The organism is Rhodobacteraceae bacterium LMO-JJ12 (assembly GCA_021555075.1).
Taxonomy (GTDB): domain Bacteria; phylum Pseudomonadota; class Alphaproteobacteria; order Rhodobacterales; family Rhodobacteraceae; genus JAKGBX01.
Map to the genome: position 1 here is coordinate 2,222,856 of JAKGBX010000001.1, position 24,532 is coordinate 2,247,387.

General features: G+C 60.6%; 23 protein-coding genes. 16 read left to right on the top strand and 7 right to left on the bottom strand.

The genetic code is table 11. The features are described from left to right. Positions 1 to 20 precede the first annotated feature (20 nt). The 6 genes from LZG00_10665 to LZG00_10690 form a co-directional block, all read right to left on the bottom strand. A complete protein-coding gene (locus LZG00_10665) occupies positions 21 to 1,031 on the bottom strand; it encodes a molybdopterin-binding protein (protein MCF3594462.1) in 1,011 nt (336 codons plus the stop codon). Next, entirely contained in the window at positions 1,028 to 1,990 is a 963-nt protein-coding gene (locus LZG00_10670; GenBank protein MCF3594463.1) for an XdhC family protein, read from the bottom strand. Before LZG00_10670 ends, LZG00_10665 begins: the two co-directional genes overlap by 4 nt. Positions 1,991 to 2,150: 160 nt before the next feature. Continuing rightward, the gene (locus tag LZG00_10675; GenBank protein ID MCF3594464.1) at positions 2,151 to 3,869 is read right to left on the bottom strand and encodes an OmpA family protein; all 1,719 of its coding nucleotides are present in this window, start codon (positions 3,867 to 3,869) and stop codon (positions 2,151 to 2,153) included. Between the two features lie 115 nt (positions 3,870 to 3,984). After that, positions 3,985 to 5,244 (bottom strand): VWA domain-containing protein, encoded by a 1,260-nt coding sequence (locus LZG00_10680; GenBank protein ID MCF3594465.1) that lies wholly within the window; start codon positions 5,242 to 5,244, stop codon positions 3,985 to 3,987. After that, positions 5,237 to 5,410, bottom strand: coding sequence for a hypothetical protein (locus LZG00_10685; GenBank protein MCF3594466.1), 174 nt, complete (start codon positions 5,408 to 5,410; stop codon positions 5,237 to 5,239). The genes LZG00_10680 and LZG00_10685 overlap by 8 nt, the downstream gene beginning before the upstream one ends. A gap of 19 nt (positions 5,411 to 5,429) precedes the next feature. Then, positions 5,430 to 6,338 (bottom strand): MoxR family ATPase, encoded by a 909-nt coding sequence (locus LZG00_10690; GenBank protein ID MCF3594467.1) that lies wholly within the window; start codon positions 6,336 to 6,338, stop codon positions 5,430 to 5,432. Between the two features lie 221 nt (positions 6,339 to 6,559). Here LZG00_10690 and LZG00_10695 point away from each other — a divergent pair, with 221 nt between their 5' ends. From LZG00_10695 to pepT, 11 genes are all read left to right on the top strand, one after another. After that, positions 6,560 to 7,591: a glycosyltransferase family 2 protein gene (locus LZG00_10695; GenBank protein MCF3594468.1), complete on the top strand. Its 1,032-nt coding sequence runs from the start codon at positions 6,560 to 6,562 to the stop codon at positions 7,589 to 7,591. Further along, positions 7,588 to 8,235: a sulfotransferase family protein gene (locus LZG00_10700; protein MCF3594469.1), complete on the top strand. Its 648-nt coding sequence runs from the start codon at positions 7,588 to 7,590 to the stop codon at positions 8,233 to 8,235. The genes LZG00_10695 and LZG00_10700 overlap by 4 nt, the downstream gene beginning before the upstream one ends. Then, the gene (locus tag LZG00_10705) at positions 8,235 to 10,625 is read left to right on the top strand and encodes a glycosyltransferase family 2 protein (GenBank protein ID MCF3594470.1); all 2,391 of its coding nucleotides are present in this window, start codon (positions 8,235 to 8,237) and stop codon (positions 10,623 to 10,625) included. The genes LZG00_10700 and LZG00_10705 overlap by 1 nt, the downstream gene beginning before the upstream one ends. 1 nt (position 10,626) lies before the next feature. Continuing rightward, positions 10,627 to 11,349 (top strand): FkbM family methyltransferase, encoded by a 723-nt coding sequence (locus tag LZG00_10710; GenBank protein ID MCF3594471.1) that lies wholly within the window; start codon positions 10,627 to 10,629, stop codon positions 11,347 to 11,349. A 4-nt stretch (positions 11,350 to 11,353) separates the two neighbouring features. After that, entirely contained in the window at positions 11,354 to 12,406 is a 1,053-nt protein-coding gene (locus LZG00_10715) for a glycosyltransferase family 2 protein (GenBank protein MCF3594472.1), read from the top strand. 159 nt (positions 12,407 to 12,565) lie between these two features. Continuing rightward, complete coding sequence (locus LZG00_10720; GenBank protein ID MCF3594473.1) at positions 12,566 to 13,576, top strand: phosphoadenosine phosphosulfate reductase; 1,011 nt, start codon at positions 12,566 to 12,568, stop codon at positions 13,574 to 13,576. A gap of 70 nt (positions 13,577 to 13,646) precedes the next feature. Beyond that, positions 13,647 to 14,684, top strand: a complete 1,038-nt coding sequence (pyrC, locus tag LZG00_10725; protein ID MCF3594474.1) for a dihydroorotase — start codon at positions 13,647 to 13,649, stop codon at positions 14,682 to 14,684. A gap of 81 nt (positions 14,685 to 14,765) precedes the next feature. After that, on the top strand, positions 14,766 to 15,440 hold the full coding sequence (locus LZG00_10730; GenBank protein MCF3594475.1) for an orotate phosphoribosyltransferase: 675 nt from the start codon (positions 14,766 to 14,768) through the stop codon (positions 15,438 to 15,440). A gap of 225 nt (positions 15,441 to 15,665) precedes the next feature. Continuing rightward, the gene (locus tag LZG00_10735) at positions 15,666 to 17,153 is read left to right on the top strand and encodes a replicative DNA helicase (GenBank protein ID MCF3594476.1); all 1,488 of its coding nucleotides are present in this window, start codon (positions 15,666 to 15,668) and stop codon (positions 17,151 to 17,153) included. A 3-nt stretch (positions 17,154 to 17,156) separates the two neighbouring features. After that, positions 17,157 to 17,585: a nuclear transport factor 2 family protein gene (locus LZG00_10740; protein ID MCF3594477.1), complete on the top strand. Its 429-nt coding sequence runs from the start codon at positions 17,157 to 17,159 to the stop codon at positions 17,583 to 17,585. A gap of 5 nt (positions 17,586 to 17,590) precedes the next feature. Then, positions 17,591 to 18,850, top strand: coding sequence for a peptidase T (gene pepT / locus LZG00_10745; GenBank protein ID MCF3594478.1), 1,260 nt, complete (start codon positions 17,591 to 17,593; stop codon positions 18,848 to 18,850). Between the two features lie 12 nt (positions 18,851 to 18,862). On the opposite strand, the gene LZG00_10750 is transcribed toward pepT, so the two are convergent. Then, on the bottom strand, positions 18,863 to 20,059 hold the full coding sequence (locus LZG00_10750) for a hypothetical protein (GenBank protein ID MCF3594479.1): 1,197 nt from the start codon (positions 20,057 to 20,059) through the stop codon (positions 18,863 to 18,865). 145 nt (positions 20,060 to 20,204) lie between these two features. On the opposite strand from LZG00_10750, the gene alr reads away from it, so the two are divergent. The 5 genes from alr to LZG00_10775 all read left to right on the top strand — a co-directional run bounded on the left by alr (position 20,205) and on the right by LZG00_10775 (position 24,512). Beyond that, entirely contained in the window at positions 20,205 to 21,242 is a 1,038-nt protein-coding gene (gene alr, locus LZG00_10755) for an alanine racemase (GenBank protein MCF3594480.1), read from the top strand. Between the two features lie 7 nt (positions 21,243 to 21,249). Next, complete coding sequence (locus LZG00_10760) at positions 21,250 to 22,041, top strand: ABC transporter permease (GenBank protein MCF3594481.1); 792 nt, start codon at positions 21,250 to 21,252, stop codon at positions 22,039 to 22,041. Between the two features lie 97 nt (positions 22,042 to 22,138). After that, positions 22,139 to 22,885 (top strand): ATP-binding cassette domain-containing protein, encoded by a 747-nt coding sequence (locus tag LZG00_10765; GenBank protein MCF3594482.1) that lies wholly within the window; start codon positions 22,139 to 22,141, stop codon positions 22,883 to 22,885. Between the two features lie 273 nt (positions 22,886 to 23,158). Next, the gene (locus LZG00_10770; protein ID MCF3594483.1) at positions 23,159 to 23,608 is read left to right on the top strand and encodes a paraquat-inducible protein A; all 450 of its coding nucleotides are present in this window, start codon (positions 23,159 to 23,161) and stop codon (positions 23,606 to 23,608) included. A 142-nt stretch (positions 23,609 to 23,750) separates the two neighbouring features. Continuing rightward, the gene (locus LZG00_10775; protein ID MCF3594484.1) at positions 23,751 to 24,512 is read left to right on the top strand and encodes a DNA repair protein; all 762 of its coding nucleotides are present in this window, start codon (positions 23,751 to 23,753) and stop codon (positions 24,510 to 24,512) included. Positions 24,513 to 24,532: the final 20 nt, after the last annotated feature.

The following is a 24,532-nucleotide window of genomic DNA, read 5'->3' on the forward strand; positions in this document are numbered from 1 at the left end:
CTACTTCTGCATCCATCGCCCTAGCTTTCCCGCTTGCCCCGCCGTGGCATGGGCCGCGTCGGGATTTCCTTAAGCAACCCGCCAACCGCCATATCGGCGATATCCGCGTGGGTCACGTCAATGCCACAGACCACCCGGCTCAGCACCCAATCGGCACCGTTCAGCGCCGGAGAGCGCACACAGCCCGGAAGCCCGATCACCGGCCTCTCGGCCAACCGCCCGAGAAACAACAGGTTGCCCGGATCGACCGGCATACCAAACCGTTTGATCTCGCCCCCCGCCACGCGCACCGCCTCCGGCGCGATATCCCCCAAATCCGACGTGGCCGAGCCGGTCAGGATCAGGACCAGCCCGTCTTTTCCCGTCTTCAGCTCAGCTTCCAGCGCCTGCGCCAGTTCCCCGGCTTTATGGGGCACCAGAACGACAGCATCCAACGTCACGTTCAATGCCTCCAGCCGCGCGGCGATAGCTTCGCGCCCCTTGTCGCCCGCTCCGCCCGCAATCTCGGTGATGATCAACGCCGCCCGCGCGATCTCGGGTCCGTGCAGGTCCAACGCGCCATGTGCGCTCTCCACCGCCTTGCTCACATCCACTCCCGGCACAGCATACGAGATGATCTTGACCGTGGCGATCATCCCCCCTTCTGCCATCTGCTGAAAGGGCGGCACCGTGGCTACCGTGATCATCGGGTTCACCCGGTTGACCTCGCGCAGACGCGCCTCATCCATCACCACCACGCCCGGCCCGGCGGCAATCACATTAACCCGGCCCTTGCCCGGCTGGCTCAGCCGAACATGCGGTCCCGCCCCCGCGATCAGCGCCTCAGCCACAGCCAGCGCCGCGTCATCCTCATGCAGATCTCCGACCTCAAGCCGCGCAATCACCACGCTCGCAATGCCCGCTCGGCCCAACATCTCGATATGGGCGCGCTCCAACATCTGCCCCTTGCGCAGCCGCTTTTCACCCGCCTTGACCGAATGCGCCAGAATGGCCCCCTCGGCCTCACCTACGGGAACATCGCCGAACTTCATGGCGCCCTCAATTCCGCGATCACCTCGGCCAGGATCGACACCGCAATCTCCGCCGGACCCGCCGCCTTGATATCAAGCCCGATCGGCGCATGCAGCCGCGCCAACTCGGCGTCTGAGAACCCCGCCGCCTTCATCCGCTCCACCCGCTTGGCGTGGGTGCGCGTCGAGCCCAGCGCCCCAAGGTAAAACGCCTTTGAGCGCAAGGCTACGTTCAACGCGGGATCATCCAGCTTGGGATCATGCGTGAGCAGCACCAAACCGGAGCGTGCATCAAGCCCCAAGGCGCGCACCGCCTCATCAGGCCAGTCCTCAAGGATCGTCTCGCCGGGAAACCGCTCTGCCGCGCCAAACGCCGGTCGCGGATCAATCAAAAGCGGGTCGAACCCCGCCAGCCGCGCCATCGGCACCAGTGCCTGCGCGATATGCACAGCCCCCACAATGATCAACCTCAGCGGCGGGTTGTGAATGGTGACGAACGCGCCATTCTCCTCGAACCCCGAAGCGTCCATGCGGAACCGATCCTCAAACCCTTCGCGCGCCAGATAACGCGCGCCTTCCCCTTCGGGCGAGATCACGGCGATCCGTTCACGCTCTGCGCGCGCCGCGACCAACTCTTCCAGCAGACCCAGCGGCAAGACCGTGCCAATCGGTTCGACCATCACCCGGATCGTGCCACCACAGGCCAATCCCACGGCAAAGGCATCGCCATCCGCAACGCCATATTCCAACATCCGCGGCGCGCCCTCAGCAATCGCCTCGATCGCCTCAAGGACCACATCGCCTTCCACACAGCCCCCCGAAACCGATCCCGCGATGGCGCCCTCCTGTGAAATCACCAACTGGCTGCCCACACGGCGCGGCGCACTGCCCCATGTCTGAACCACCGTGGCCAATGCCACCTTGCGACCCTCGCGTACCCATTCCAGAGCGATTTCCGGCATGTCATCGAAACGCTGCATAACTCTCCCTTTCCCACGCGCGCAGGGTACTATTCGACAATCGTCTGTCGCACCCCGCCAGCTCCGCACTTCACCAGGATACTATCAGTCTGGCACGAAAAAGGGGCAAGGCCCATTGCCTCGCCCCCGCGATCTTACCCGCGCTTAGCGACGAAATACCCTACTGCGTCGATGCCGTTCGCAAAAGTGGGGTGATCCGGCGCACGGTGGCCCGGCGGTTTTCGCGTTCCGCCAGCGATGTGCGGATCTTGAGGTTCGATTCGCCATAGCCCTGCACCACCATGTTTTCCGGCGGCACGTCGAAATACTCGGTCAGCGCAAGCGCGACCGATTCCGCCCTGCGGTCTGACAGGGCAAGGTTGTAGGTGGCGTTGCCCACCGCATCGGTATGCCCCTCAACAAGAAACACCTCGTAAGGGTTGCGCTCAATCAGGCGCTGCATGGCATCGCCCAGAACCCTGAGTTCTTCGGCCTCCGAAGCACGAATAGCTGCCGAACCGGTGTCAAAAGTCACCGCTTCCAACTCGATCACCGGCACCAATTCACGCACCGCACGTATCTGACGAATCTGTTGCAACGAAAAGCTGCGCTCAAAGCGCAGATCATCCTGCGCCGCCAACGCGAGCCGCAACTCATCTGCTGTGACATCCTCAGTCGCGATTGCGCGCTGACGCGGCTTGGGCAGCGCACTGATTGTCACCGGGTTTGCCGCGGAAGTATCGTCGAACAACACAACCTCCTGACCCTCCGGCGTCACCCGCACCCGGCTCAGAACCTGGCCGTTTGCCGCCTTGACGGTCACCACCCGCGCACCGTTCTTGCGATAAATGGTTTCGCGCGTCGAGCCATCGTTGAACCGTTCGGTCCTGACCTCGACACCAGGGCGGCGCAACAAGACGTTGTCATCTTTGAGCACCTCATATTCCCCGTCTTCACGCTGCACCACGACGCGATCTCCAGAGTTGGCGACCACCTTCTTGCCATTGCTCAGCATCGCCCCGACCGCGACAGCCCCAATCGCACCGATGGCGAATTTCTCAAAATCGCTCAGCCCGTCCTTCTTGGCACCGGCTTTCGCCGTGACGGCTGTGCCAAAATCCTCGTCGCTTTTGCGCGTGTCGGCCTCGGTCACGGTTTGGGTTTCCACCTCGGCACCTTCGGCTACCTGATCGGTATCGGCATTGGCAGAGGCTTGCGCCTCGACCGTCGCATTGGCGGCTGCGGTGCTCTCGGCTGTATCATCCTGCTGCACCTCGACCTGCGCGGCCTCGCCAGCGTTGCTGCCACCTTCCGGCGCGGTCTCGCTTCTGCCGTCGTTCGACGTATCCAATCCGGCGCGACCCGCTTCCGTCTCAGCCTCGGCCCGCGGCTCCGGCGCAGACGACTCCTCTGCCACTTCCGGCGTTGCTTCAGGCTCCGGCGCGGACGTCTCCTGCGCCGCCATCGCCGTATCATCCTGCGGTTCTGCTGTCGGTTCCGCCGACGCTTCATTCCCGGCCTCGTTCCCGGCGTCCGCTGCCCCGGCCTCCGCCGCATTGGCCGCGCCGCCGCTCGGCGCGCCAAGCACCGCCAGCAGATCGCCTTGCCCCACGACAACCCCTCCGCCGTCGTTCAACTGCCCGGTAAACACATGCTTCTGCCCGCCATCGTCGAATACGCAACGCGCGAATTGTCCACCCATGCCCCCGGCTCCGGCGTCCGGCACCCTTGGCGACACTGTGCCCGCCTGCGCCCTGAGCTGATCTGTCCAGACCTCGCCATCGGCATTGACGCAGGGCGGCAATCGTCCCGCCGCGCTCTGTGCCGTTACCGCCCCGGGCATCGCCAGGGAAAGCCCCATCAGAAATGCCGTGCTCGATTTCAGAAATGTCTTTGTCATGTCATCTTCTCCGACTCTCAAGATTTTGTCGTCCAAGATACCAACGCATGACACGGCCCAGTTGTTGCATGGAGGTTTCCCGATGCCGCAAGCACGCCGAACCCCAAGGCGAACCTCAGCCCTGCATCATCGCCATCAACCGGTCCTTCTCGCCCACATCTCCCACCCGCGAGATCGCCTCGGCCAACTCCTCCAGCGTGGCAATCGAATGCCCGGCACGAAACGCATCCACATGTGGCAGCATCGCCATGATCCCTTGCGCTTTCGGGGCGAACCCGTCCCACCTCAGCAGCGGGTTGAGCCAGATCAACCGCCGCGCACTTAGGTGCAGCCGTTCCATCTCGCGCGTCAAAAGCTCAGGCTCATCGCGATCCAACCCATCGGTGATCAACAACACAACCGCACCCTGCCCCATCACCCGGCGCGACCAGTCGCGATTGAACGCATGCAGGCTTGCCCCGATCCGCGTGCCACCCTCCCAATCCTGCGCCTCGGCCCCCGCCGCCGCCAGCGCCTGATCAACATCGCGGGTCGCCAGATGGCGGGTGATATTGGTCAACCGTGTGCCAAAGGTAAACGCATGCACCTTGGCCCAGCCCGCGCCGCGCGTGTTGATCACCGCATGCAAGAAATGCAGCACCATGCGGCTATATTGGCTCATCGAGCCGGAAATATCGCACAGCACCACCAGATTGGGCCACCGCATCTTCGGCGCTTTCAACTCCAAAGCATGAAGCTCGCCCCCGCGCCGCATCGCGCCCCGCATGGTGCGCCGCCAATCCAAGGCATGCCCAACAAGCGCCGCCTTGGTGCGCCGCGATGGCAGCGGCTTGACCGGCAGCGAAAGGCGCGCCAACATCCGCTTGGCCTCGGCAATTTCCGCGGTGCTCATCTGCTCGAAATCAAGACTGCGCAGCCGCTCCCCGCGTGACATGGTGCGCGAGGCATCAATCTCGATCTGGATTTCCTCGTCGCTCTCATCCTGCATCTCGGGCGCATCGCGCGCCGCCCCGTCCAACAACGCTTCTGCCGCGCGCTTCTCCGCCGCATCGGCGCGGCGATCCTCCTGCACGCCCCGAAGCGCGGGCAGCATCATCGCCATCATATGCTCCATGAAACGCGGATCGCGCCAATAGAGCCGAAACACCTGCGCAAAAATCTTGCGATGCTCTGGCCGGTTCACGAAACAGGCATGCAGCACCCAGTAAAAATCAGCCTTCTCGCTAAATCCCGCCGCCTCAACCGCGCGGATTGCATCAATCACCCGCCCCGGCCCAATCGGAAGACCCGCCTTCCTGAGGGCGCGGGCGAAATGGGTGATGTTATGGGCCAGCTTGGGATTTTCCGGAAGATCAAGCGGGATGTGTTCAGCCATCAAACACCCCGACCTCGGCGCAGGCCTCTTCTCCCTCTCCCTTGCGAAACAAAAGGTCCGTGAACCACCCTCGCCCCTCAACGCTACTCTCTAACAGCGCAAGGGCGAGCTTTGGGTCGACAAAGTCAAAAGCCGGATCGCCCTCAAGATCGAAAACATTCTGCATCATCGCGCCCCGCACACTCTCATACCGGCTCCAGCGACTCTTTCACCTCGTCCAAAATCCGCTTGGCCTCTGAACCCTGCAATTTTTGAATATCGTCCTGATACTTCAAAATCGCCCCCACCGTATCCGCAATCACCTCGGGCGATAGATCAATCACATCCAGCGCTAACAGGCATTTCGCCCAATCAATCGTCTCGGCCACGCCCGGCTTCTTAAACAGATCCTCGGTGCGCAACGCCTGCACAAACGCCACCACCTGCCGGCTCAACGCCTCAGCGGCCTCGGGCGCGCGGGCATGCAAAATCTCAATCTCACGCTCAAAATCCGGATAATCCACCCAATGATAAAGACAGCGCCGTTTCAGCGCATCATGCACTTCGCGCGTGCGGTTACTGGTCAAAATTACAATCGGCGGCTCGGGCGCCTTGATGGTCCCAAGCTCTGGGATCGTCACCTGAAAATCGCTCAGCGCTTCCAGCAAGAATGCCTCAAACGGTTCATCCGTGCGGTCCAACTCATCAATCAGCAACACTGGCGCGCCGCCGGGTTGGGGCCGCATCGCCTGCAACAAGGGCCGCTCGATCAGATATTCCTCGGTGAACAACTCGGTTTTGAGCAGATCACGATCTGCCCCACCCGCCGCCTCTGCCGTGCGAATGGCGATCATCTGCTCGGCGAAATTCCATTCATAAACCGCGCTCGACGCGTCCAGCCCTTCATAACATTGCAACCGGATCAACCGCCGCCCGAGCCCGGCCGCAATCGCCTTGGCGATCTCGGTCTTGCCAACGCCCGCCTCGCCTTCCAAAAACAATGGCCGTCCCAGCTTCAGCGCCAAAAACACCACCGTCGAAAGCGCGCGGCCACAGACATAATCCTGTCCGGCCAACATGGCCTGCACATCATCAATATTCGCCATACTGCTCATTACGGCCCTCCTGTTGGTCACAGTCCTGCACGGCCCCGCCCCGCCGTCAAGCAACACGCCACACCCCGAGCTAAACGCATGCGCAATGATTGACGCCACGCGCCTCAAATGCGAAGGTCTTTCTCAAGAAAAGCACGGGTTTACACCGGCATGAGATGGCGAAAACGTCAGACGGGCAGAACAATGCAAACCAAAACCGCAACACCGGCGGGGCATCCGTAATGCGGATCACTGCGGTGACATGTGTGAAAAACGAAGGGCCGTTCCTGTTGGAATGGATCGCCTTCAATCGTCTGATCGGGGTCACGGATCATCTGTTTTATTCCAACGATTGCACCGATGGCACCGACCGCCTTCTCGATGCCTTGGCCGCGCGCGGCATCGTACAACACCTGCCCAACCCCGCGACCGGGCGCAATTACCAGATGGAGGCGCTGAAAGACGCCGCCAATCAGGACATCGTGACCAATGCCGAATGGGTCTGGGTGGCCGACGTCGATGAATTTCTCAACATTCATGTGGGGGATCACACCATCCCCGCCCTGATCGACGCCTGCGACAACCCGCAAGCCATTTCAATCACCTTTCAATTCTTTTCCAACAATGACGTGATCGGGTTTGAGGATCGCCCGGTGATCGAACAATTCACCCGCTCTCATAACCCCGACCTCTGGTGCGGCGAAACCGCGATTGAGGTCAAGTCCCTCATGCGTCACGATTTTCCGCTGCAATATTTCGGCGCGCACCGTCCGTTTTTTCGCAAGAACCTGCCACCACGTAAACGCCCGAAATGGACCGACGGGTCCGGGCGCGAGGTTCAGCACCGCTTCCTCGTCGCCGCCAACCCACGCCGTATCCGCAAGTTCCCGGCACAGGGCGCGCGCGAATTCGCCACACTCAACCACTATGCCCTGCGTTCCCTCGACAGTTATCTGGTCAAGAATGACCGCGGCGACGTGAACCGCGAAAACCGCGCCTTTGACGATACCTACTGGCGCGAACGCAATGATGACGCCTATCTCGACACCTCGATTCAGCGCTACTTGCCTGACCTTAAGAAGGCGCTGGATGTTCTGAAATCCGATAAAGAGATCAAAGCACTACATGACGAAGCTGTTGCACTTCACATGGCCAAACGTAACGCGTTGATGGACCAACCGGCTTACGCCGAAATGCACACCCACCTCAAATCCGCTCCCAAGATCAGCCCCCAGGAAGAAGAAATGCTGATCAAACTCGGACTCGCCTCATGAGCCGCCAGATCGTGATCAACCTTGGCCTGCCCAAATCCGGCACCACCACGTTGGCCCGCGCGCTCAAGGAAGCCGGTTTCAAGGTAGCTGACTACCGCATTCGCTGGCGCGACACCGACAACAAGAACCTGCGTGGCCGCTATGTCGGTGGCCAGATGTACCAAGGGTATTTCACCTCAGGCGACCCTCTGGAAACGCTGGCGGAATTCGACGCCTTCTCCGAAATCGGCATGACCAAGGGCAACCTCTCCTATTGGCCCCAGACCGATTGGGGCATCATCGCCGCCCTTCGCGCCCATCACCCCAGCGTGCGCTTCCTCGCTTCAACCCGCGATCCGCGTGATCAGGCGCTCAGTATGCTGAAATGGTCCGATATGGGCATCGAACGACTGCCCAAACTCACCGTGCCGGGTCTGCCGCGCGGCTTTGGCCACACCAACCTTGAACGCGCTCAATGGATCGCGTCGCACCATGCCTTCCTGCGCCATGTCTTTGCCGACGCCGACGACTTCCTCGAATACGATATTTCCGACCACGAGGCACCGAGCAAAATCGCCGCCTTCCTTGGCCGTGACCTGCCTTGGTGGGGTCGGCTCAACGTCAATCACGAACTGGAAAAACTAGTCAACGGCAAGGTGGCCTGATGCGCATCATCCTCCATATCGGCCTTGAACAGGTCGGCGCCGAACGCCTGCAACAGGTGCTCGATACCAAGCGCGAAGGCCTTATTTCCAAGGGTGTTCTCTATCCGCGCAGTCCCGGCGGCAAGAACCACACACGTCTCTATATGGCCGTCACAGACCCCGAACATATCGACCCCCTGCGCTTTAATCGCGGTTACATCACGCCCCAGTCACAGGCCGATCTGCGCGCCGAAGTCACCGTCGGCCTCAAACGCGAGATTGAGGCGCACAGCCCCGACCTCATGATCCTTTCCGCCTCGCAACTGGGCAGCTCGCTTGCCCGCACGTCCGAGCTTGAGCGTCTCAAGGCGCTGCTCAACCAATTCTCTGACGACATCCAAATCGTCGCCCATATTGACGAACCGGGCCGCCTTCTCGCCCGCCACTACGGCGCGCAGGTGATGGAGGGGCGCGCCGCGTCGCTTGATCTCGAACTTGAGATGGCCGGAACCGCCGATTGGTGGGATGATGCCCTCTTGGATGCCCACAAGATCGACCCGCAGGCAGGTCAGTTTCTGGAGACCCAAACCCCGCCATTTTGGCTTGATTATCAACGCCTTATAACCCATTGGGAAGGTGTTTTCGGACCCAAAACCATGACCCTGCGCCCCTATGATGAGGCCCGGTTTTATAGCGCCGAGGTGATCGACGAAATACAGCAAGCCTTCGGTATCTCCGAGAACTTCGGCCGGGCCGAACCCGAAACCCCACCCTCGCAACCCTCCGCCGCTTGGGTCGCGCGCGCTCGGCAGTTGAACGAACTGCTGCTGCACGTCTTGGGTAAGCGTAAACGCATCCTGCCACGCCCGCTCTGGCGTAAATTCATGGGGGAGATTGAAATTGCGGGCGATCCGATTGCCCCCGGTTCGCTTGCCGAAATTTCCAAAGCCTTCGCCCCTCAGATCAAACAACTCATCAAGTCCCACCCGGCCCTGAATGCAGCCGCGCTCAAAAGCGACCCTGCCTGCGACCCTTGGGAGGAAGCCGACCCCGGCAATGGCTATCGCGCAACACAATACCTGCTCAGCTTCAAATGGCGCATCGACAAAGCAACACGGCAAGAGAAAAAGGCCAAACTCGCCGCTTTGCAAAAGGTGAAGAAAGGCCCGCAGCCCATTGATAAAAAATCACAATCAAAGCCTGCGAAAGCGAACTCCGAGGACGGTCTCACCGACGTCGCCCGCGAAATCCTCCCGCCTCTGGCACAGCAGAATTTCGCCAAACTACGCACCTCCTCCTTCGCGCCGCACAACAAGCTCGGCATGGTTGACGAGACCCAGCTTGCCGCCGCCTACAGCGAAGTCAAACCGCGCCCGCTTCCCCCTGGAAATTCCGGCAATGTCGTCGTCGGCTGCATGAAGAACGAGGCGCCCTACATCGTCGAATGGGTCGCCTATCACCGCGCCATGGGGGTCGATAATTTCCTGATCTACACCAACGATTGTTCCGACGGGACAAGCGAAATTCTTGACCGTCTACAAGAGCTTGGCGTGCTTCAGCACCGTAACAACGACAAGTGGAAGGGCAATTCGCCCCAGCAATACGCGCTCAATCAGGCGCTCAAGGAAGACGTCATCAAGAACGCCGAATGGATTATCCATATCGACGTGGACGAATTCATCAACGTCCGCTGCGGCAACGGCACATTGGCCGATTTCTTCGCCGCCGCCCCCGACGCCACCAATGTTGCGATGACTTGGCGGCTTTTCGGTCACAACGGCATCACCGATCTCGCCGATGAATTCGTGATCGACCAATTCGATACTTGCGCCCCGAAATTCTGCCCCAAACCACACACCGTTTGGGGCTTCAAGACCATGTTCCGCAATATCGGCGCCTATGAAAAGATCTCGTGCCACCGCCCCAACAAACTGGATGAAAGCTTCAAATCCAAGGTGAAATGGGTCAACGGGTCGGGTCAGGACATGACCCGCGAAGCCGCAGAAAAAGGCTGGCGGAGTTCTAAAAAATCTATTGGTTACGACCTTTTACAGCTTAACCATTATGCACTTCGCTCGGCCGAAAGTTTCCTGATCAAGCGCCAGCGCGGCCGCGCGCTGCATGTCGATCGCTCCATCGGGTTGAATTACTGGATCCGCATGGACTGGTCCGATTTCAAGGACATCACCATCAAGCGCAACATCCCCCGTCTCAAAGGCGAATATGATCGCCTGATGGCAGACGACCTGCTGCGCGGCCATCATGAATCCGGTCTTGAATGGCACCACGCCAAGGCCGAAGAACTGCACCAGATGGAAGAGTTTCAAGACCTTTACGAGCAAGCTTTGAAAATCAAGCTCAACGAAACCGAGCGCGTCGCTTACGCGCTCGCTCTGGATATGGAAAGCTAACATGCCAAGCTCCACAGAGACGACCGAGACCACCCAAAATCCCGAACGCCCCTACATCCGCTCGCGCGGGATCAAGATGCCCAAAGTGCGTGAGATCATACGTGGTCGCACCCGCAAGGCCCTGCGCGAAGGCAGCTACGAAGGGCTCGAAGCCGACGCGGTGTTGAAGATCGCCCGTGAAGGCGACACCGTGCTCGAATTGGGCGGCGGCATCGGCTATATTTCCACCCTGATCGGCGCTCAGCGCCCGGTCAAAGAGATCCACACGTTTGAGGCCAACCCCCTGCTGATCGACTATATTCATTCGGCACATGCCCTCAACAACGTCACCAACGTCACCGTGCACAACGCACTTCTCGGCCCGAAAAAAACCCAACCGCGCGATTTTTATTGCCGCCAGAATTTCCTCGCATCCTCGCTCGACTATGACGCCCGCCCGCCCGAGGGCATCGTCTCGGTCGAAAAGATCGAAGTGCGCGGCATCAACGAAACCTTCAAGAAGATCAAACCCGACATCCTGATCTGCGACATTGAAGGCGCCGAGGCTGAAATCCTGCCAGCCCTCAAATATGACGGGTTGCGCGCCGCCGTGATTGAGCTTCACCCCCAATGGATCGGCGCGACCGGTGTGCGCGCCGTCTTTGAAGCGATGCACCGCGCCGGACTCACCTATTATCCCCGCTGGTCCTACCGCAAGGTGATCGTGTTCAGGCGTGAATGGTAAGCCATTGAAAGTACTTGCCGTTATAACTGTTCGCAACGAAGGCGCCTATTTTCTGGAATGGCTCGCGCATCACCTTGCGAGCGGAATTACCGATTTCCTGGTATTCTCCAACGATTGTGACGATGGCACCGATACCATGCTCGATCGGTTGGCCGAACTGGGCCATCTCACCCATATCCGTAACGACGGCCCCTATCACAAGGGTGGTATTCAGTTCACGGCCATGAAACTGGCCGACGCTTCGCCCCTCGTTGCCGCCGCCGATTGGATCATCGCGCTCGATGTCGACGAATTCATCAACATTCACACCGGCGATCATACGGTGCCCGCGCTTCTCTCCGCCTTGCCCGAGGCCACGGCGATCACCCTCACCTGGCGCCTTTTCGGCTCAATGGGGCTGGCACGTTACACCGACGACCCGGTGCTTGACACGTTTGTTCATGCCGCCCCTGAAATCATGCACTGGCCCTGGCGCGCATCGATGTTCAAGACGCTGTTTCGCAACGATGGCACTTACAGCAAACTCGGTGTGCACCGCCCCCGCGCCCCCGATCCAGAGCGTGTGAAAACGGCCCGCTGTTATGACAGCCACGGGCGCGCCCTCGACGCAAAATTCACCAAGGGGCGGATCTTCTCGAACTACGGTCGGCCCAATTACGGCTTGGCGCAACTCAATCACTATCCCCTTGGCAGCATGGAAAATTTCGTGCTCAAGGCAGATCGTGGCCGGGCCGTGCATTCCGATCACATGCTCGATGTCGACTACTGGGTTGAGCGCAATTACATGATCGAAGAAGACCGCACCATTGCCGCGCTCGCAGGCCCCCGCGCCGCCCATCTCGCCGCCCTGCGCGCCGACCCGGTGCTCGATACGCTGCACCGCGCCGCCGTTGCATGGCGCCAGGCCCGCTTTCTTGAGTTGTTGCAAGACGAGCCGTACCGCGCCCTCTATGGCCGCCTGCTGCAAACTCCGCCCTCGCGCCCCGTGTCCCAAAATGCCGCGCGTTTTCTCACCCACCACGCCTTGCTCGCAAAATCAGACCCGTCCCCGGACTAGGTCTCGCCAGCGCCGCCTCACAAACGGCCTGATCACCTGCTTTCCTGCCCGAAAACCGCATGTATTTTCCGCAATTTTGCCCAAATTGCCGCCTATCACCATCGCCAAACAACGCGCGCCCGCGCCATTCAATCGGGCCGCAACGCGAGGCAAAACGTGATGCAGGACACGCCCAACACATCCGAGTCGACTCTTGAACCGGCGCCCGACCCTTCGCCCGATTCGTCGCTCGATACATCTCTGGGCGACCTCGACAAAGCCGCGTGGCTGACTGGCATGGCCGACATCGCCGAAACCCGCGGTCACTTCCAACCCCTGGGGCGCCGCCATCTCGCGGCCTTCATTGATGATGGTGCCACGCTTCTCGTCTGCTTCGAGACGATTCAGGGCATCCGTGCCCTCTCCGACAAGGCCCAACCGCTCGGCTGGGAACTGACCCGCAGTCATGGCTGGTCCAGCCTTACGGTCATGTCCGATGGCGATACCTGGTTTCGCGACCCGGATGTCTACGGCTATTTCGACGCGTTGATCGATGATGGCTTCTTTGAGGAATTCGACCGCGTGATCTTTTATGGCGCGGGCCCCTGCGGCTACGCGGCCGCCGCTTTTTCGGTCGCTTCGCCCGGCGCCACCGTTCTGACGATTCAGCCCCAGGCGACGCTCGATCCGCGCATCACCGAATGGGATGAACGCTTCACCCACATGCGCCGCACCTCGTTTTCCGACCGCTACGGCTATGCGCCCGACATGCTCGATGCTGCCGAACAGGCTTTTGTGATCTATGATCCACAGGTCGAACTTGACGCCATGCATGCCGCGCTCTTCACCCGCAATAATGTCGAAAAATACCGCCTGCGCTACATGGGCTCATCGATTCAGAGCGAGTTGATAGAGCTTAATTGCCTCCTGCCGCTTCTGGTCAAGGCCGCAACGGGCCAGCTCAATACTCAGAGCTTTGCGCGAATGATGCGCGCCCGGCGCGATCACCCGCCCTATCTGCGCGGCCTTCTGGCGGTGGTTGATCGCCAGGATCGCCCTTGGTTTTCCACGATGGTTTGCCGCAACGTGCTTAAACGGCTCGAAAAAGCGCCGCGTTTCGCGCGTCGCCTGGCCCAGCTTGAACGCGAAGCCAAAGACGGCAATATCCGCATCCCGCCCGAGCGGACCTGAACCTTCACCACTTGCGCGCGCGCCACAGGTGGGCTGGAAAGCCGCGCCGCTTTGCGCTAAGCGCACGGGCATGACAACGCTCACCATACGCCGCCCCGACGATTGGCACCTGCATCTGCGCGATGGCGCCATGCTGCGCGCCGTGCTGCCCGAAACCGCCCGGCATTTCGCGCGCGCCATCATCATGCCCAACCTGGTGCCACCGGTGGTTACCGGTGCCCAGGCCGAAGCCTACCGCGCCCGCATCCTCGCCGCCCTGCCCGATGGCGCCGATTTCGCCCCGCTGATGACGCTTTATCTAACGGAAGACACCGACCCCGAAGATCTCGCCGCCGCCCACGCCTGCGGCCTCATCACTGCTGTCAAACTCTACCCGGCCGGTGCCACCACCAATTCCGCATCTGGTGTGGCCAACTTCGACAACGTCCGCGCTGTTCTGGAAAAAATGGCCGAAATCGGCTGCCCGCTTTGTGTGCACGGCGAAGTCACTGATCCCGCCATCGACATCTTTGATCGCGAAGCGGTGTTCATCGAGCGCGTGCTCGACCCAATCCGCCGCGCCACGCCCGGCCTCAAGGTGGTGATGGAACACATCACCACCTCCCAAGGCGTCGATTATGCACTGGCCGGCGGCCCTGATCTTGGCGCCACGATCACCACCCACCACCTGATGATCAACCGCAACCACATCCTCGTCGGCGGCATCAAGCCGCATTACTATTGCCTGCCCGTGGCCAAACGCGAATCCCATCGCCTGGCGCTGCGCACCGCCGCCACCTCGGGCAATCCCAGCTTCTTCCTCGGCACCGACAGCGCCCCGCATACCGACCCCCTGAAGGAAAACGCCTGCGGCTGTGCGGGCTGTTTTACAGCCACCAACACCATGCCATTGCTGGCGCATGTGTTCGAAGAGGAAAGCGCGCTCGACCACCTCGAAGCCTTCGCCTCCCTCAACGGCCCGGCCTTTTACGGCCTCAAACCCAACGAGGCCAAACTCACCCTAACCAAATCCGACCATCCCACGCGATTCCCCGAGAAGATCCAATCCGACGACGGCCCCGTCACCGTCTTCAACCCCGGCGTCCCCGTTCATTGGAGCGCCGCCTGACTCCTTCCTCTGACCAGAAATATCCCGGGGGGTCCGGGGGGCTTGCCCCCGGCGCGTCCCGCCAAAGCAAAGGCCCGCCACATGATCCCCTCCTCTTATCCTTCCCGCGAAGAAATCGCCCGCCTCACCGCCCGGATGCTGCTGGAAATCAAAGCGGTGCATTTCAACGCCCGCGAGCCGTTCACACTGGCCTCCGGCTTGCCCAGCCCCACCTATATCGATTGCCGCACACCGATCTCGCACCCCCGCATCCGCTCGACCGTGATGGATTTCATGGCCGTCACCGTGATGCGCAACGCGGGTTTCGAGGCCTTTGACAACATCGCCGGCGGCGAAACCGCAGGCATCCCTTTCGCCGCTCTGATGGCCGAACGCCTCGCCCTGCCGATGACCTATGTGCGCAAGAAGCCCAAGGGCTACGGTCGCAATTCCCGTATCGAAGGCACGATGAGCGAAGGCCAGCGCGTGCTTCTGGTCGAGGATCTGACCACCGATGGCGGCTCCAAGCTCTCCTTCGTCGATGCCATTCGCGAAACCGGTGCCAGCTGTGCGCATACGGCGGTGATCTTCTACTACGGCATTTTCCCGGAAACCGAAAAGACCCTCGCCGATCATGGCGTGCAATTGCACTATCTCTGCACCTGGTGGGATGTTCTGGCCGAAGCCAAGGCCCAGGGCGCCTTTGACAACGAGACGCTCCAGGGGGTTGAGACCTTCCTCAACGACCCGCGCAAATGGCAGGAAGACAACGCCTAGACCGCGCGATCCGCGCGCGCTTGCCCGGCATCCGGGTCGGCGCCAACCCACAGGCTGACCCAACGTCAACTTTCTACGACCAGCCACCATATCGAGTGGTCTCCATCCTCTAGCTTCCAAATCTGGTGGTTTCGTGCTACTTCTGAAATATCCACAGAAACATACAATTTGCACCGAACCCCTCTCGTTGCCTAAAGACCTTTCCGGGGACAGTGGAAAAGACAAATGAACGAAATAGCCGCCTTCAATCCGACCGGTGCCGAGGTCAAGAATCCCGACACCGTGCCGCATTCCATCGAAGCCGAGCAGCAGCTTCTGGGCGCGATTCTGACCAACAACGACATTTACGATCGGGTCGCCGCCATCATCGGCCCACAGCATTTCTATGATCCGGTCCATGCCCGCATCTTCGAGACCGCCGCCGCGCGCATCGCGAAAAACAACCTCGCCTCGCCGGTCACGCTGAAGGCATTCTTCGAGGAGGACGAGGGCCTCAAGGAACTCGGCGGCCCGGCCTACCTCGCGCGCCTTGCCGGCTCTGCCATCTCTGCCTTTGCGGTGCGCGACTATGCCCAGATGATCTATGATCTGGCGATCCGCCGCGATCTCATTCAACTCGGGCGCGACATATCGGCCAAGGCCGCCAAGGTCGAGATCGGCTCCGAACCCAAAGAACAGATCGTCGAAGCCGAACAAGCGCTCTATCAACTCGCCGAACAGGGTCAGTCCGAGACAGGATTTCAGAGCTTTCTCAAAGCTGTAACAGACGCTGTTAATGTCGCCAATGCGGCCTATATGCGCGAAGGCGGCCTTGCCGGCATCGCCACCGATCTGGTCGACCTCGACCAGAAACTCGGCGGCTTGCACAAATCCGACCTTCTGATCCTCGCCGGGCGCCCATCGATGGGCAAGACCTCGCTGGCCACCAACATCGCCTTCAACGTCGCCAAGGCCTACAAGCGCGGCACCCGCCCCGACGGCACCGAAGGCGCCATCGACGGCGGCGTCGTGGGGTTCTTCAGTCTAGAGATGAGCGCCGAACAATTGGCCGGGCGTATCCTCGCTGAAGCCTCTGAAATCTCGTCCCACAAGATCCGCCAGGGCGACATGGACGAAAGCGAATTTCGCCGCTTTGTCGATGCCGCCAAGGCACTCGAAGCCTGTCCGCTCTACATCGACGATACCGCCGCCATCCCCATCGCCCAGCTTGCCGCCCGCGCCCGCCGCCTCAAGCGCACCCATGGGCTTGACCTCTTGATCGTCGACTATCTGCAACTGGTGCGCGGCACGTCGGAAAACCGCGTGCAAGAGATTGGCGAGATTTCCATGGGTCTCAAGGCTATCGCCAAGGAACTCGACATCCCCGTGATCGCCCTGTCCCAGCTTTCGCGTCAGGTCGAATCGCGCGAGGACAAACGCCCACAGCTTTCCGATCTGCGTGAATCCGGCTCGATCGAACAGGATGCCGACGTGGTCATGTTCGTTTTCCGCGAAGAATATTACGCCGAGCGTGAAAAACCCGGCGATGAGCGCCTTGATGAGATGGCCGAGTGGCAGGACCGCATGTCGCGCCTGCACGCCAAGGCCGAAGTCATCATTGGCAAACAACGCCACGGCCCGATTGGCACAATCGAGCTTTCGTTCGAGGCCGAATTCACCCGCTTCGGCAACCTGGTAAAGCCCTGGCAACAAGGCAGCGGAGGACAGTTCTGAAACATGTCGATTGAAAAATTCATGGCCGACTACAAGCGGGTCTGGGAAGGCCAGGACAGCGAAGGCTTCGCCGCGTTGTTCACACCCGAGGGCGAATATTGGAACACCCCATTCCAGTGTCAGAACACCTTTGATTTGCGCAAGGTCTATTGGGACCGGATCAAACTACAAGAAGACATTTCCCTGCGCTATGAGGTGCTTGCATCAGATACCTCAAGTGGAATAGCGCATTGGCATGTGGAGTATCAGGTCGCCTCGGAAGAGCTTTTCGCGATCTGGGCGAAATCCACCGGCACCGGCATTCCGGGGCGCAAACCCGGCGATTCGCTGCCGCGCTTGATCCTCGATGGCACCCTGATCGCCACATTCGATGCGGAAGGTCTCGCCACCAATGTCCGCATCTTCTGGCACTCCACCGTCGCCGACACTTAATGCCGATGAAAACCTCTTTTGATTGCGAACTTGAAGCCCGCCTGCTGCGCTATACCGCGATCGACAGCCAAAGCGACGCCACCTCGCAAAGCCAACCCAGCACCGCGATCCAGCTCGACATGCAGCGCCTGCTGATGGGTGAACTGCAAGAGATCGGCGCGCAGGATATCACGCTCACCGACTATGGCACCGTGCTGGCAACAATCCCCGCCACCGCCGATCAACCTGCCCCGGTGGTGGGCCTTCTGGCGCATGTCGATACCGCCCCCGCCTTCAACGCTTCGGGCGTCAAACCCGTAGTGCATCGCGGCTATAACGGCGGCGACATCAGCTTTGCTGACGCCCCCGGCCTCACGCTCTCGCCCACGCTTTCGCCCTACCTCGCCACCAAGCAGGGCCACGACATCATCACCGCCTCGGGCACCACGCTCCTTGGTGCTGACGACAAGGCCGGTGTCGCAATCATCATGACCGCCGCGCGCCACATGCTGGCCAATCCCGATCTGCCCCATGGCAAGATCCGCCTCGCCTTCACCCCAGATGAAGAAATCGGCTGCGGCGTCGATCCCCGCCTGCCCGCCGATCTCGGCGCCGATTTTGCATATACCTTCGATGGCGGCGCGCTTGGCGAGATCGAATATGAAAGCTTTTCTGCCGATGGCGCGACGATACGCATCGAAGGCGTCTCGATCCATCCCGGCACCGCGAAGGACAAGCTGGTCAACGCGCTGCACCTCGCCGCCAAGATCATCCAGACCCTGCCGCATGTCACCATGACTCCCGACACCACGTCGGGGCGCGACGGGTTCATCATGATCACCGACATGTCGGGCACAGCCGCCTCAGCTGAACTCACCTTTATCCTGCGCGATTTTGAACTCGATGGTCTGGCCGCCAAGGGCGCATTGCTTGAACAGGTCTGCGCAACGGTACAGGCGAGCGAACCACGCGCACAAATCACCTGCGAAATCGCCCCGCAATATCGCAACATGCGCTACTGGCTCGAAAAAGACATGACTCCGGTTGAACTGGCCCATGCTGCCAGCCGTGCCATCGGGATCGACCCCGTTTCAAACCCGATTCGCGGCGGCACCGATGGCTCACGGCTCACCGAAATGGGCGTGCCCTGCCCCAATATCTACACCGGCATGCAAGAGCTGCACGGCCCGCTGGAATGGATCAGTGTTCAGGACATGGGCCGCGCCACCGAGATGTGCCTCAAACTGGCCGAACTCGCCGCCGCGCCCAAACCCAAAAGCAGCTAATTCGCCCGCAAATCAGCGGACTCTGACCTTGCGCGCTTCCAACTGTTGCACATGCTCCGGGTTGGCAGTGTGCTCCTTGCCCAAGATCACGCTACGTAGCTTTTCCAGTTCCAACAGCGGCGACAAATCCACAATCCCCGTGCCACTCAGGTCAATTGAACTCAGCTTGTTCTTACCCGCCAGCACCGAAATATCCGTCACTTTGGTGTCACGTAGGCTCAGGTTTCTCAATCGGTCTAACCGCGCCAGCGGAAGAATGTCGCTGACCTCGGTTCCGTTCAGCGAAACATCCTCCAGCATCACCAACCGCGCCAATGGCGACAGATCGCGCACCGCTGCGCCATTCGCCCTTATCTTGCGCAACAGACGCATCCCGGCCAGCGGCCCAAGATCACTCACCCCGGTCCGCTCCAAGTGAATTTCGCGCAACCCGGCCAGCGCCGCAATCGGCCTGAGGTCACTGAGCCCAAGTTTGTTCAGCACCAACACCCGCAGTCCCAGGTTGCCCGCAATCGGTGAAAGGTCTGTCACCTTCGTCCCACTGAGCCGCAGCTCCGTCAGCCCCTGCAACTGCGCAATTGGGCTGAGATCGCTGATCGCCGTGTTGTCGAGGTAAAGCCCATATAGGCTTTTCAATTCTGCCAACGGCGCAAAATCGGTGACGCTCGTGTTGTCGAGATATAGTTGGTTCAACGCTCCCAATCCTGCCAGTTGCGACAGATCACGCACGCCGCTGCTGTTCAGACTCAACCATTCCAGCGCCTTCATACCCGCCAGCGGCGAAAGGTCTTGGGTCGGAACGCTGGTCAAATCAAGCCGCCGCAGCGCCCGCAACCGCGACAAGGGCGACAGATCGCTCACCTCGACACCGTCAAGTTCCAGCTTGGTCAGCCCGGTCAGAGTCGAAATCGGCATAAGATCGGTGATCTTGCTACGCCCCAGATCCAACTCATCCAACCAGATCAGCCCGCTCAGCGCGCTGAAATCCTCAACATCCGACCGCCCAAGACGCAGCCCCATCAGCCCCGGCATCGCAAGCGCAGCTTGCGGAATCTCCGTCAGGCCCTTGATCCCCAGATCGAGTGGCCGACAACTGCGTTCAATACATTTGGCGATCTTCTCGGCCGCGTCTTCGTTTGGCCCGGCCAAGCCGACCTGTGGCGTCAACAACCCGCCGACAAGCGCCAGCGACAAAGCAAATGTCTTCATCAGAATCTTCCCTCTTCAATTCACGACTTCTCAAAAACTCACGACTTCTCAAAATATCGGCTCAGCTTAGACCACAATCCGCCAAATCCCAAGCTTGCCGACCCTTTCCCCTTGACCTCCGCACGCCCCCCGACAACAAAGCCCCATGGCTAGTGGAATTCTTACAATTGATCTCGACGCGCTGGTGACCAACTGGCGCAGTCTTGCTGCAATGTGCGACGGCGAAACCGGTGCCGTGGTCAAGGCCGATGGCTATGGCCTTGGCGCGCCAAAGGTGGCCCGCGCACTGGCCCGCGCCGGGGCGCGTCGCTTCTTCGTCGCCATCGCAGAAGAAGGCGGCGCGCTGCGCGAAGTCCTCGGGCCGGGCCCGGAAATCAACGTCATGGCGGGCCATATGGCCGGCGATACCGACATGATCAACGATCTCTCGCTTACCCCGATGATCAACAGCCTCGATCAGCTTTTGCGCCACGTCGAAGCCCTCCCCGGTGCGCCCTTCGGCATTCAACTCGATAGCGGCATGAACCGCCTCGGAATGGAGCCATCCGAATGGCAGGCGGTGCGCGATATCGCGGTATCACAAGGCCCCACGCTCCTGATGTCGCATCTTGCCTGCGCGGATGAGCCCAACAACGATATGAACCGCCGCCAACTCACCACGTTCCGCGAGATGACAGACGGGCTCGACATCCCACGCTCCCTCGCGGCCACGGGCGGCATCCTTCTGGGGCGCGAGTATCACTTCGATCTGACCCGCCCCGGAATCGGCCTTTACGGCGGCAACCCCTTCGATCTGGCCACGCCGGTCGTGCGCCTCGAATTGCCCGTGATCCAGATCCGCAACATCGATCCCGGCGAATCCGTTGGCTATTCCAACAGCTTCATCGCCAAGACCCCCACCCGTGTCGCCACCGTCGCCTCGGGCTACGCCGATGGCCTGCTGCGCACCCTTTCAGGAACCGGCACGCTGCATTACGGCGACACTCCCTGTCCGATCCTGGGCCGCATTTCGATGGATCTCATCACCGTCGACATCTCGGCGCTGAACGAAACCCCCACATCGCTCGAAATCATCGGCGACGCGCAAAGGATCGATGAACTGGCCCGCGCTGCAGGCACCATCGGGTATGAAATCCTCACCTCGCTCGGCCCGCGCTATGCGCGGCGCTACTTCGGCGGATAAACACACCATGAGCATCGCCACACTCACCAGCCCCCTCGCCGCCCTCGGCGGCGCCGTGTTGGGCGGTCTGGCCTTCGTCGGGCGGATCACGCAATTCGCCTTTGCCACGCTCACCCATCTTATCCGCCCGCCGTTCTACGCCCGCGAATTCCTGCATGCCCTGGTGCAAATCGGCTGGCTCTCGCTTCCCGTCGTCGGCCTCACCGCCCTCTTCACCGGCGGCGCTCTGGCGCTGCAAATCTACGCTGGTGGTGCACGCTTCAACGCCGAATCCGTGGTCCCCTCGATCGTCGCCATCGGCATGGCGCGCGAGTTGGGGCCCGTGCTTGGCGGCCTCATGGTCGCCGCCCGCGTCGCCTCTTCCATCGCCGCCGAAATCGGCACAATGAAAGTCACCGAACAAATCGACGCGCTCACCACGCTCTCAACCGACCCAATGAAATACCTCACCCTGCCGCGCGTTCTGGCTGCCACCCTGGCCGTGCCGGTGCTGGTCGGGGTCGGTGATGCCATCGGCATCATGGGCGGCTATCTCGTCGGCATCACCCGGCTTGATTTCAACGCCGCCGCATATCTCAAGAACACCGTCGATTTCCTCGAGATGTGGGATGTGACATCGGGCCTGCTCAAGGGCGCGGTCTTTGGCTTCATCATCGCCACCATGGGATGCTTTTACGGTATGAACTCGGGCCGCGGCGCCCAGGGCGTCGGGCGCGCCACCAAATCCGCCGTGGTCGCCGCCTCGGTGATGATCCTCGCCTCCAACTACATCCTCACCGAACTGTTCTTCTCGGCATGACCCACGCCTACGCCATATCCTTTGCCGCTTCATCTTGCCCGAAATATCCCGGGGTCCGGGGCAGCGCCCCGGCGGTTTGCCGTTCGGAGACGTGCCGATGATCACGCTCACAGACGTTCACAAGGCCTTCGGCTCCAACAAGGTTCTGCAAGGCGTCAACCTCACCATCCCGCGCGGCTCCTCCATGGTCATCATTGGCGGCTCGGGCACCGGCAAATCCGTGGCGCTGAAATGTGTGCTCGGTCTCATCACCCCCGACAAGGGTCAGATCACCGTCGATGGCAACGATGTGAACACCGGCGACCGCGACGCATTTCTCGCCCGCTTCGGCATGTTATTCCAAGGTGGCGCACTGTTCGACAGCCTCCCGGTCTGGCAAAACGTCGCCTTCCGCCTGCTGCGCGGCTCGCTCAAGCGCCCGCGGGACGAAGCCCGCGACATCGCCATCGAAAAGCTGCGCCGCGTCGGCCTCAAATCAGAGGTGGCCGATCTCTTCCCGGCGGAACTCTCGGGTGGCATGCAAAAGCGCGTCGGCCTTGCGCGTGCCATCGCCGCCGAACCCGAGATCATCTTCTTTGACGAACCCACCACCGGCCTTGACCCGATCATGTCCGGCGTCATCAACGAACTAATCCGCGAGATCGTCGTCGAAATGGGCGCCACCGCCATGACCATCACCCATGACATGTCTTCGGTGCGCGCCATCGCCGACAACGTGGCGATGCTGCATGACGGCGTGATCAAATGGACCGGCCCCGTCGGTGAGATGGACAACAGCGGCGATCCCTACCTCGATCAATTTATCCACGGTCGCGCCGAAGGGCCGATCGAAGCCATCAGATAACCCCCGACGCCGGGCCACACTGGCGAAATCCCGCACGCACGCGCGCTTGTGATCGTTACACCATCGTGCGCCGCCTTAACCTTTTGGCTTAACCAATTCTTAACATTTGCCCGGCAGCCAGAGAGCAGCCGGGGGGCAGCCGGAAGTCACCCCCTCCAAATCCGCCTTTCACGGCTCGGAAACCTCTCTTCACAACTGCTTAACGTCTGGCATCATTGCACAGCGCCGCGTCTCGCCTTACCTCCTGTTGCACGCCTCGCGAAAAGGGATCTTATGCTGCGCTTCGCCAATCTCTCGCTTCTCGTCCTGTTTCCCCTCGCGTGGTTTGCCCCACTGATGCGTGCGGGCCTTGGCCTGCCGCTATTTTCCCTCAATGAAATCAGCGTGATATCCGGCCTCCAAAGCCTCTGGGGCTCTGACATTTTTCTCGCCCTCCTGGTCACTTTCTTTGCCCTCTTCGCGCCCTATCTCAAAACCATCGGTCTGGGCCTGCTGCATTTCGACCTTCTGTCGCCCAAAGTCCTGCCGGTGCTGCATATTCTGGGCAAACTGGCGATGGCCGACATCTTCCTGATTGCACTCTACATCACGCTGTCCAAAGGCATCGGCGTCGGTCGGATCGAGGTCGCCTGGGGCCTCTACCTCTTCACCGCCTGTATCCTCGCCTCGATCACCATCGGCTTCCTTTCTGAACGAAAACTCAAAAAAGGCGTGATTGTTTAGAATCAGGAAACAATCCAACCGTTTCTGCCGTGCCTCCTCGGGCTTTCCCCCTCAGATTTCGCTTTTTTCGTAGCGTTTTACCCCGTCTTCGGCGTATTCTTGCCAAGTTATCTATTTTGTTTGACATCCTGGGGGGGACGTCATGGGTGCCCATTTCCACGCCGCGCTACAACTTGCGCAGCATCTTTTTCACCGTCTCGCGGTGCTGGTATTCGCGCTGCTGGCCGTGGGTCTGCTCATCGCCACCGCGCTGTCGGCCACCGGCTATTGGTCCTGGCTTGACCTTCAGTTGAGCATCGGCGGACAACCGGTTGAAAACGCAGGCATGTATGTGCAGATCGGCGGCACGGTTCTGGCCGTGATGCTGACCTTCTTCTTGCCCTCGAACAAGCGCATCATGGCGCTCGAGAATTCACACCGGGCCTTCCACATGGGGATCGAGGACGTCGCCCGCGCTTACCACCATGCGCATGCCGCTGATCGCTCCACGACGTTCCAGCTTTCGGCAGAATTCGATGCCATGCGCGAACGACTGGCCTATCTGCGCGATCATCCCGACCTTGGCATGATGGAGCCAGAAATACTTGAAATGGCGGCACAAATGAGCTTCGTCTCGCGCGAACTGGCGGTTACCTACGCAGACGTCAACGTTAATCGCGCCCGCGATTTCCTGCGCCAGCGCCAACAAGAGGTCGAAAATTTCACCCAGCGTCTCGATCAGGCCAAGGTCATCCACCAGGAATTGAAACACTGGCTCACCCAGGTCGAGTTGGAAGAAAGCGTGGCGGCGTCGCAACTTGAACGCCTGCGCGACGAGTTGTTCGTGATCCTGCCCGAAATGACCACCGAGCGGGTTACTCATCGCTCCAACAAGGTGATCGAACTGCCCCGCGCAGCCGAGTAACGCAGACTTAATCGCGACCG

What these genes read in the sequence shown, in the direction of transcription:
- LZG00_10665 (MCF3594462.1), bottom strand. Translation starts at nt 1,031, where the DNA reads ATGAAGTTCGGCGATGTTCCCGTAGGTGAGGCCGAGGGGGCCATTCTG.
- LZG00_10670 (MCF3594463.1), bottom strand. Translation starts at nt 1,990, where the DNA reads ATGCAGCGTTTCGATGACATGCCGGAAATCGCTCTGGAATGGGTACGC.
- LZG00_10675 (MCF3594464.1), bottom strand. Translation starts at nt 3,869, where the DNA reads ATGACAAAGACATTTCTGAAATCGAGCACGGCATTTCTGATGGGGCTT.
- LZG00_10680 (MCF3594465.1), bottom strand. Translation starts at nt 5,244, where the DNA reads ATGGCTGAACACATCCCGCTTGATCTTCCGGAAAATCCCAAGCTGGCC.
- LZG00_10685 (MCF3594466.1), bottom strand. Translation starts at nt 5,410, where the DNA reads ATGCAGAATGTTTTCGATCTTGAGGGCGATCCGGCTTTTGACTTTGTC.
- LZG00_10690 (MCF3594467.1), bottom strand. Translation starts at nt 6,338, where the DNA reads ATGAGCAGTATGGCGAATATTGATGATGTGCAGGCCATGTTGGCCGGA.
- LZG00_10695 (MCF3594468.1), top strand. Translation starts at nt 6,560, where the DNA reads ATGCGGATCACTGCGGTGACATGTGTGAAAAACGAAGGGCCGTTCCTG.
- LZG00_10700 (MCF3594469.1), top strand. Translation starts at nt 7,588, where the DNA reads ATGAGCCGCCAGATCGTGATCAACCTTGGCCTGCCCAAATCCGGCACC.
- LZG00_10705 (MCF3594470.1), top strand. Translation starts at nt 8,235, where the DNA reads ATGCGCATCATCCTCCATATCGGCCTTGAACAGGTCGGCGCCGAACGC.
- LZG00_10710 (MCF3594471.1), top strand. Translation starts at nt 10,627, where the DNA reads ATGCCAAGCTCCACAGAGACGACCGAGACCACCCAAAATCCCGAACGC.
- LZG00_10720 (MCF3594473.1), top strand. Translation starts at nt 12,566, where the DNA reads ATGCAGGACACGCCCAACACATCCGAGTCGACTCTTGAACCGGCGCCC.
- pyrC (MCF3594474.1), top strand. Translation starts at nt 13,647, where the DNA reads ATGACAACGCTCACCATACGCCGCCCCGACGATTGGCACCTGCATCTG.
- LZG00_10730 (MCF3594475.1), top strand. Translation starts at nt 14,766, where the DNA reads ATGATCCCCTCCTCTTATCCTTCCCGCGAAGAAATCGCCCGCCTCACC.
- LZG00_10735 (MCF3594476.1), top strand. Translation starts at nt 15,666, where the DNA reads ATGAACGAAATAGCCGCCTTCAATCCGACCGGTGCCGAGGTCAAGAAT.
- LZG00_10740 (MCF3594477.1), top strand. Translation starts at nt 17,157, where the DNA reads ATGTCGATTGAAAAATTCATGGCCGACTACAAGCGGGTCTGGGAAGGC.
- pepT (MCF3594478.1), top strand. Translation starts at nt 17,591, where the DNA reads ATGAAAACCTCTTTTGATTGCGAACTTGAAGCCCGCCTGCTGCGCTAT.
- LZG00_10750 (MCF3594479.1), bottom strand. Translation starts at nt 20,059, where the DNA reads ATGAAGACATTTGCTTTGTCGCTGGCGCTTGTCGGCGGGTTGTTGACG.
- alr (MCF3594480.1), top strand. Translation starts at nt 20,205, where the DNA reads ATGGCTAGTGGAATTCTTACAATTGATCTCGACGCGCTGGTGACCAAC.
- LZG00_10760 (MCF3594481.1), top strand. Translation starts at nt 21,250, where the DNA reads ATGAGCATCGCCACACTCACCAGCCCCCTCGCCGCCCTCGGCGGCGCC.
- LZG00_10765 (MCF3594482.1), top strand. Translation starts at nt 22,139, where the DNA reads ATGATCACGCTCACAGACGTTCACAAGGCCTTCGGCTCCAACAAGGTT.
- LZG00_10770 (MCF3594483.1), top strand. Translation starts at nt 23,159, where the DNA reads ATGCTGCGCTTCGCCAATCTCTCGCTTCTCGTCCTGTTTCCCCTCGCG.
- LZG00_10775 (MCF3594484.1), top strand. Translation starts at nt 23,751, where the DNA reads ATGGGTGCCCATTTCCACGCCGCGCTACAACTTGCGCAGCATCTTTTT.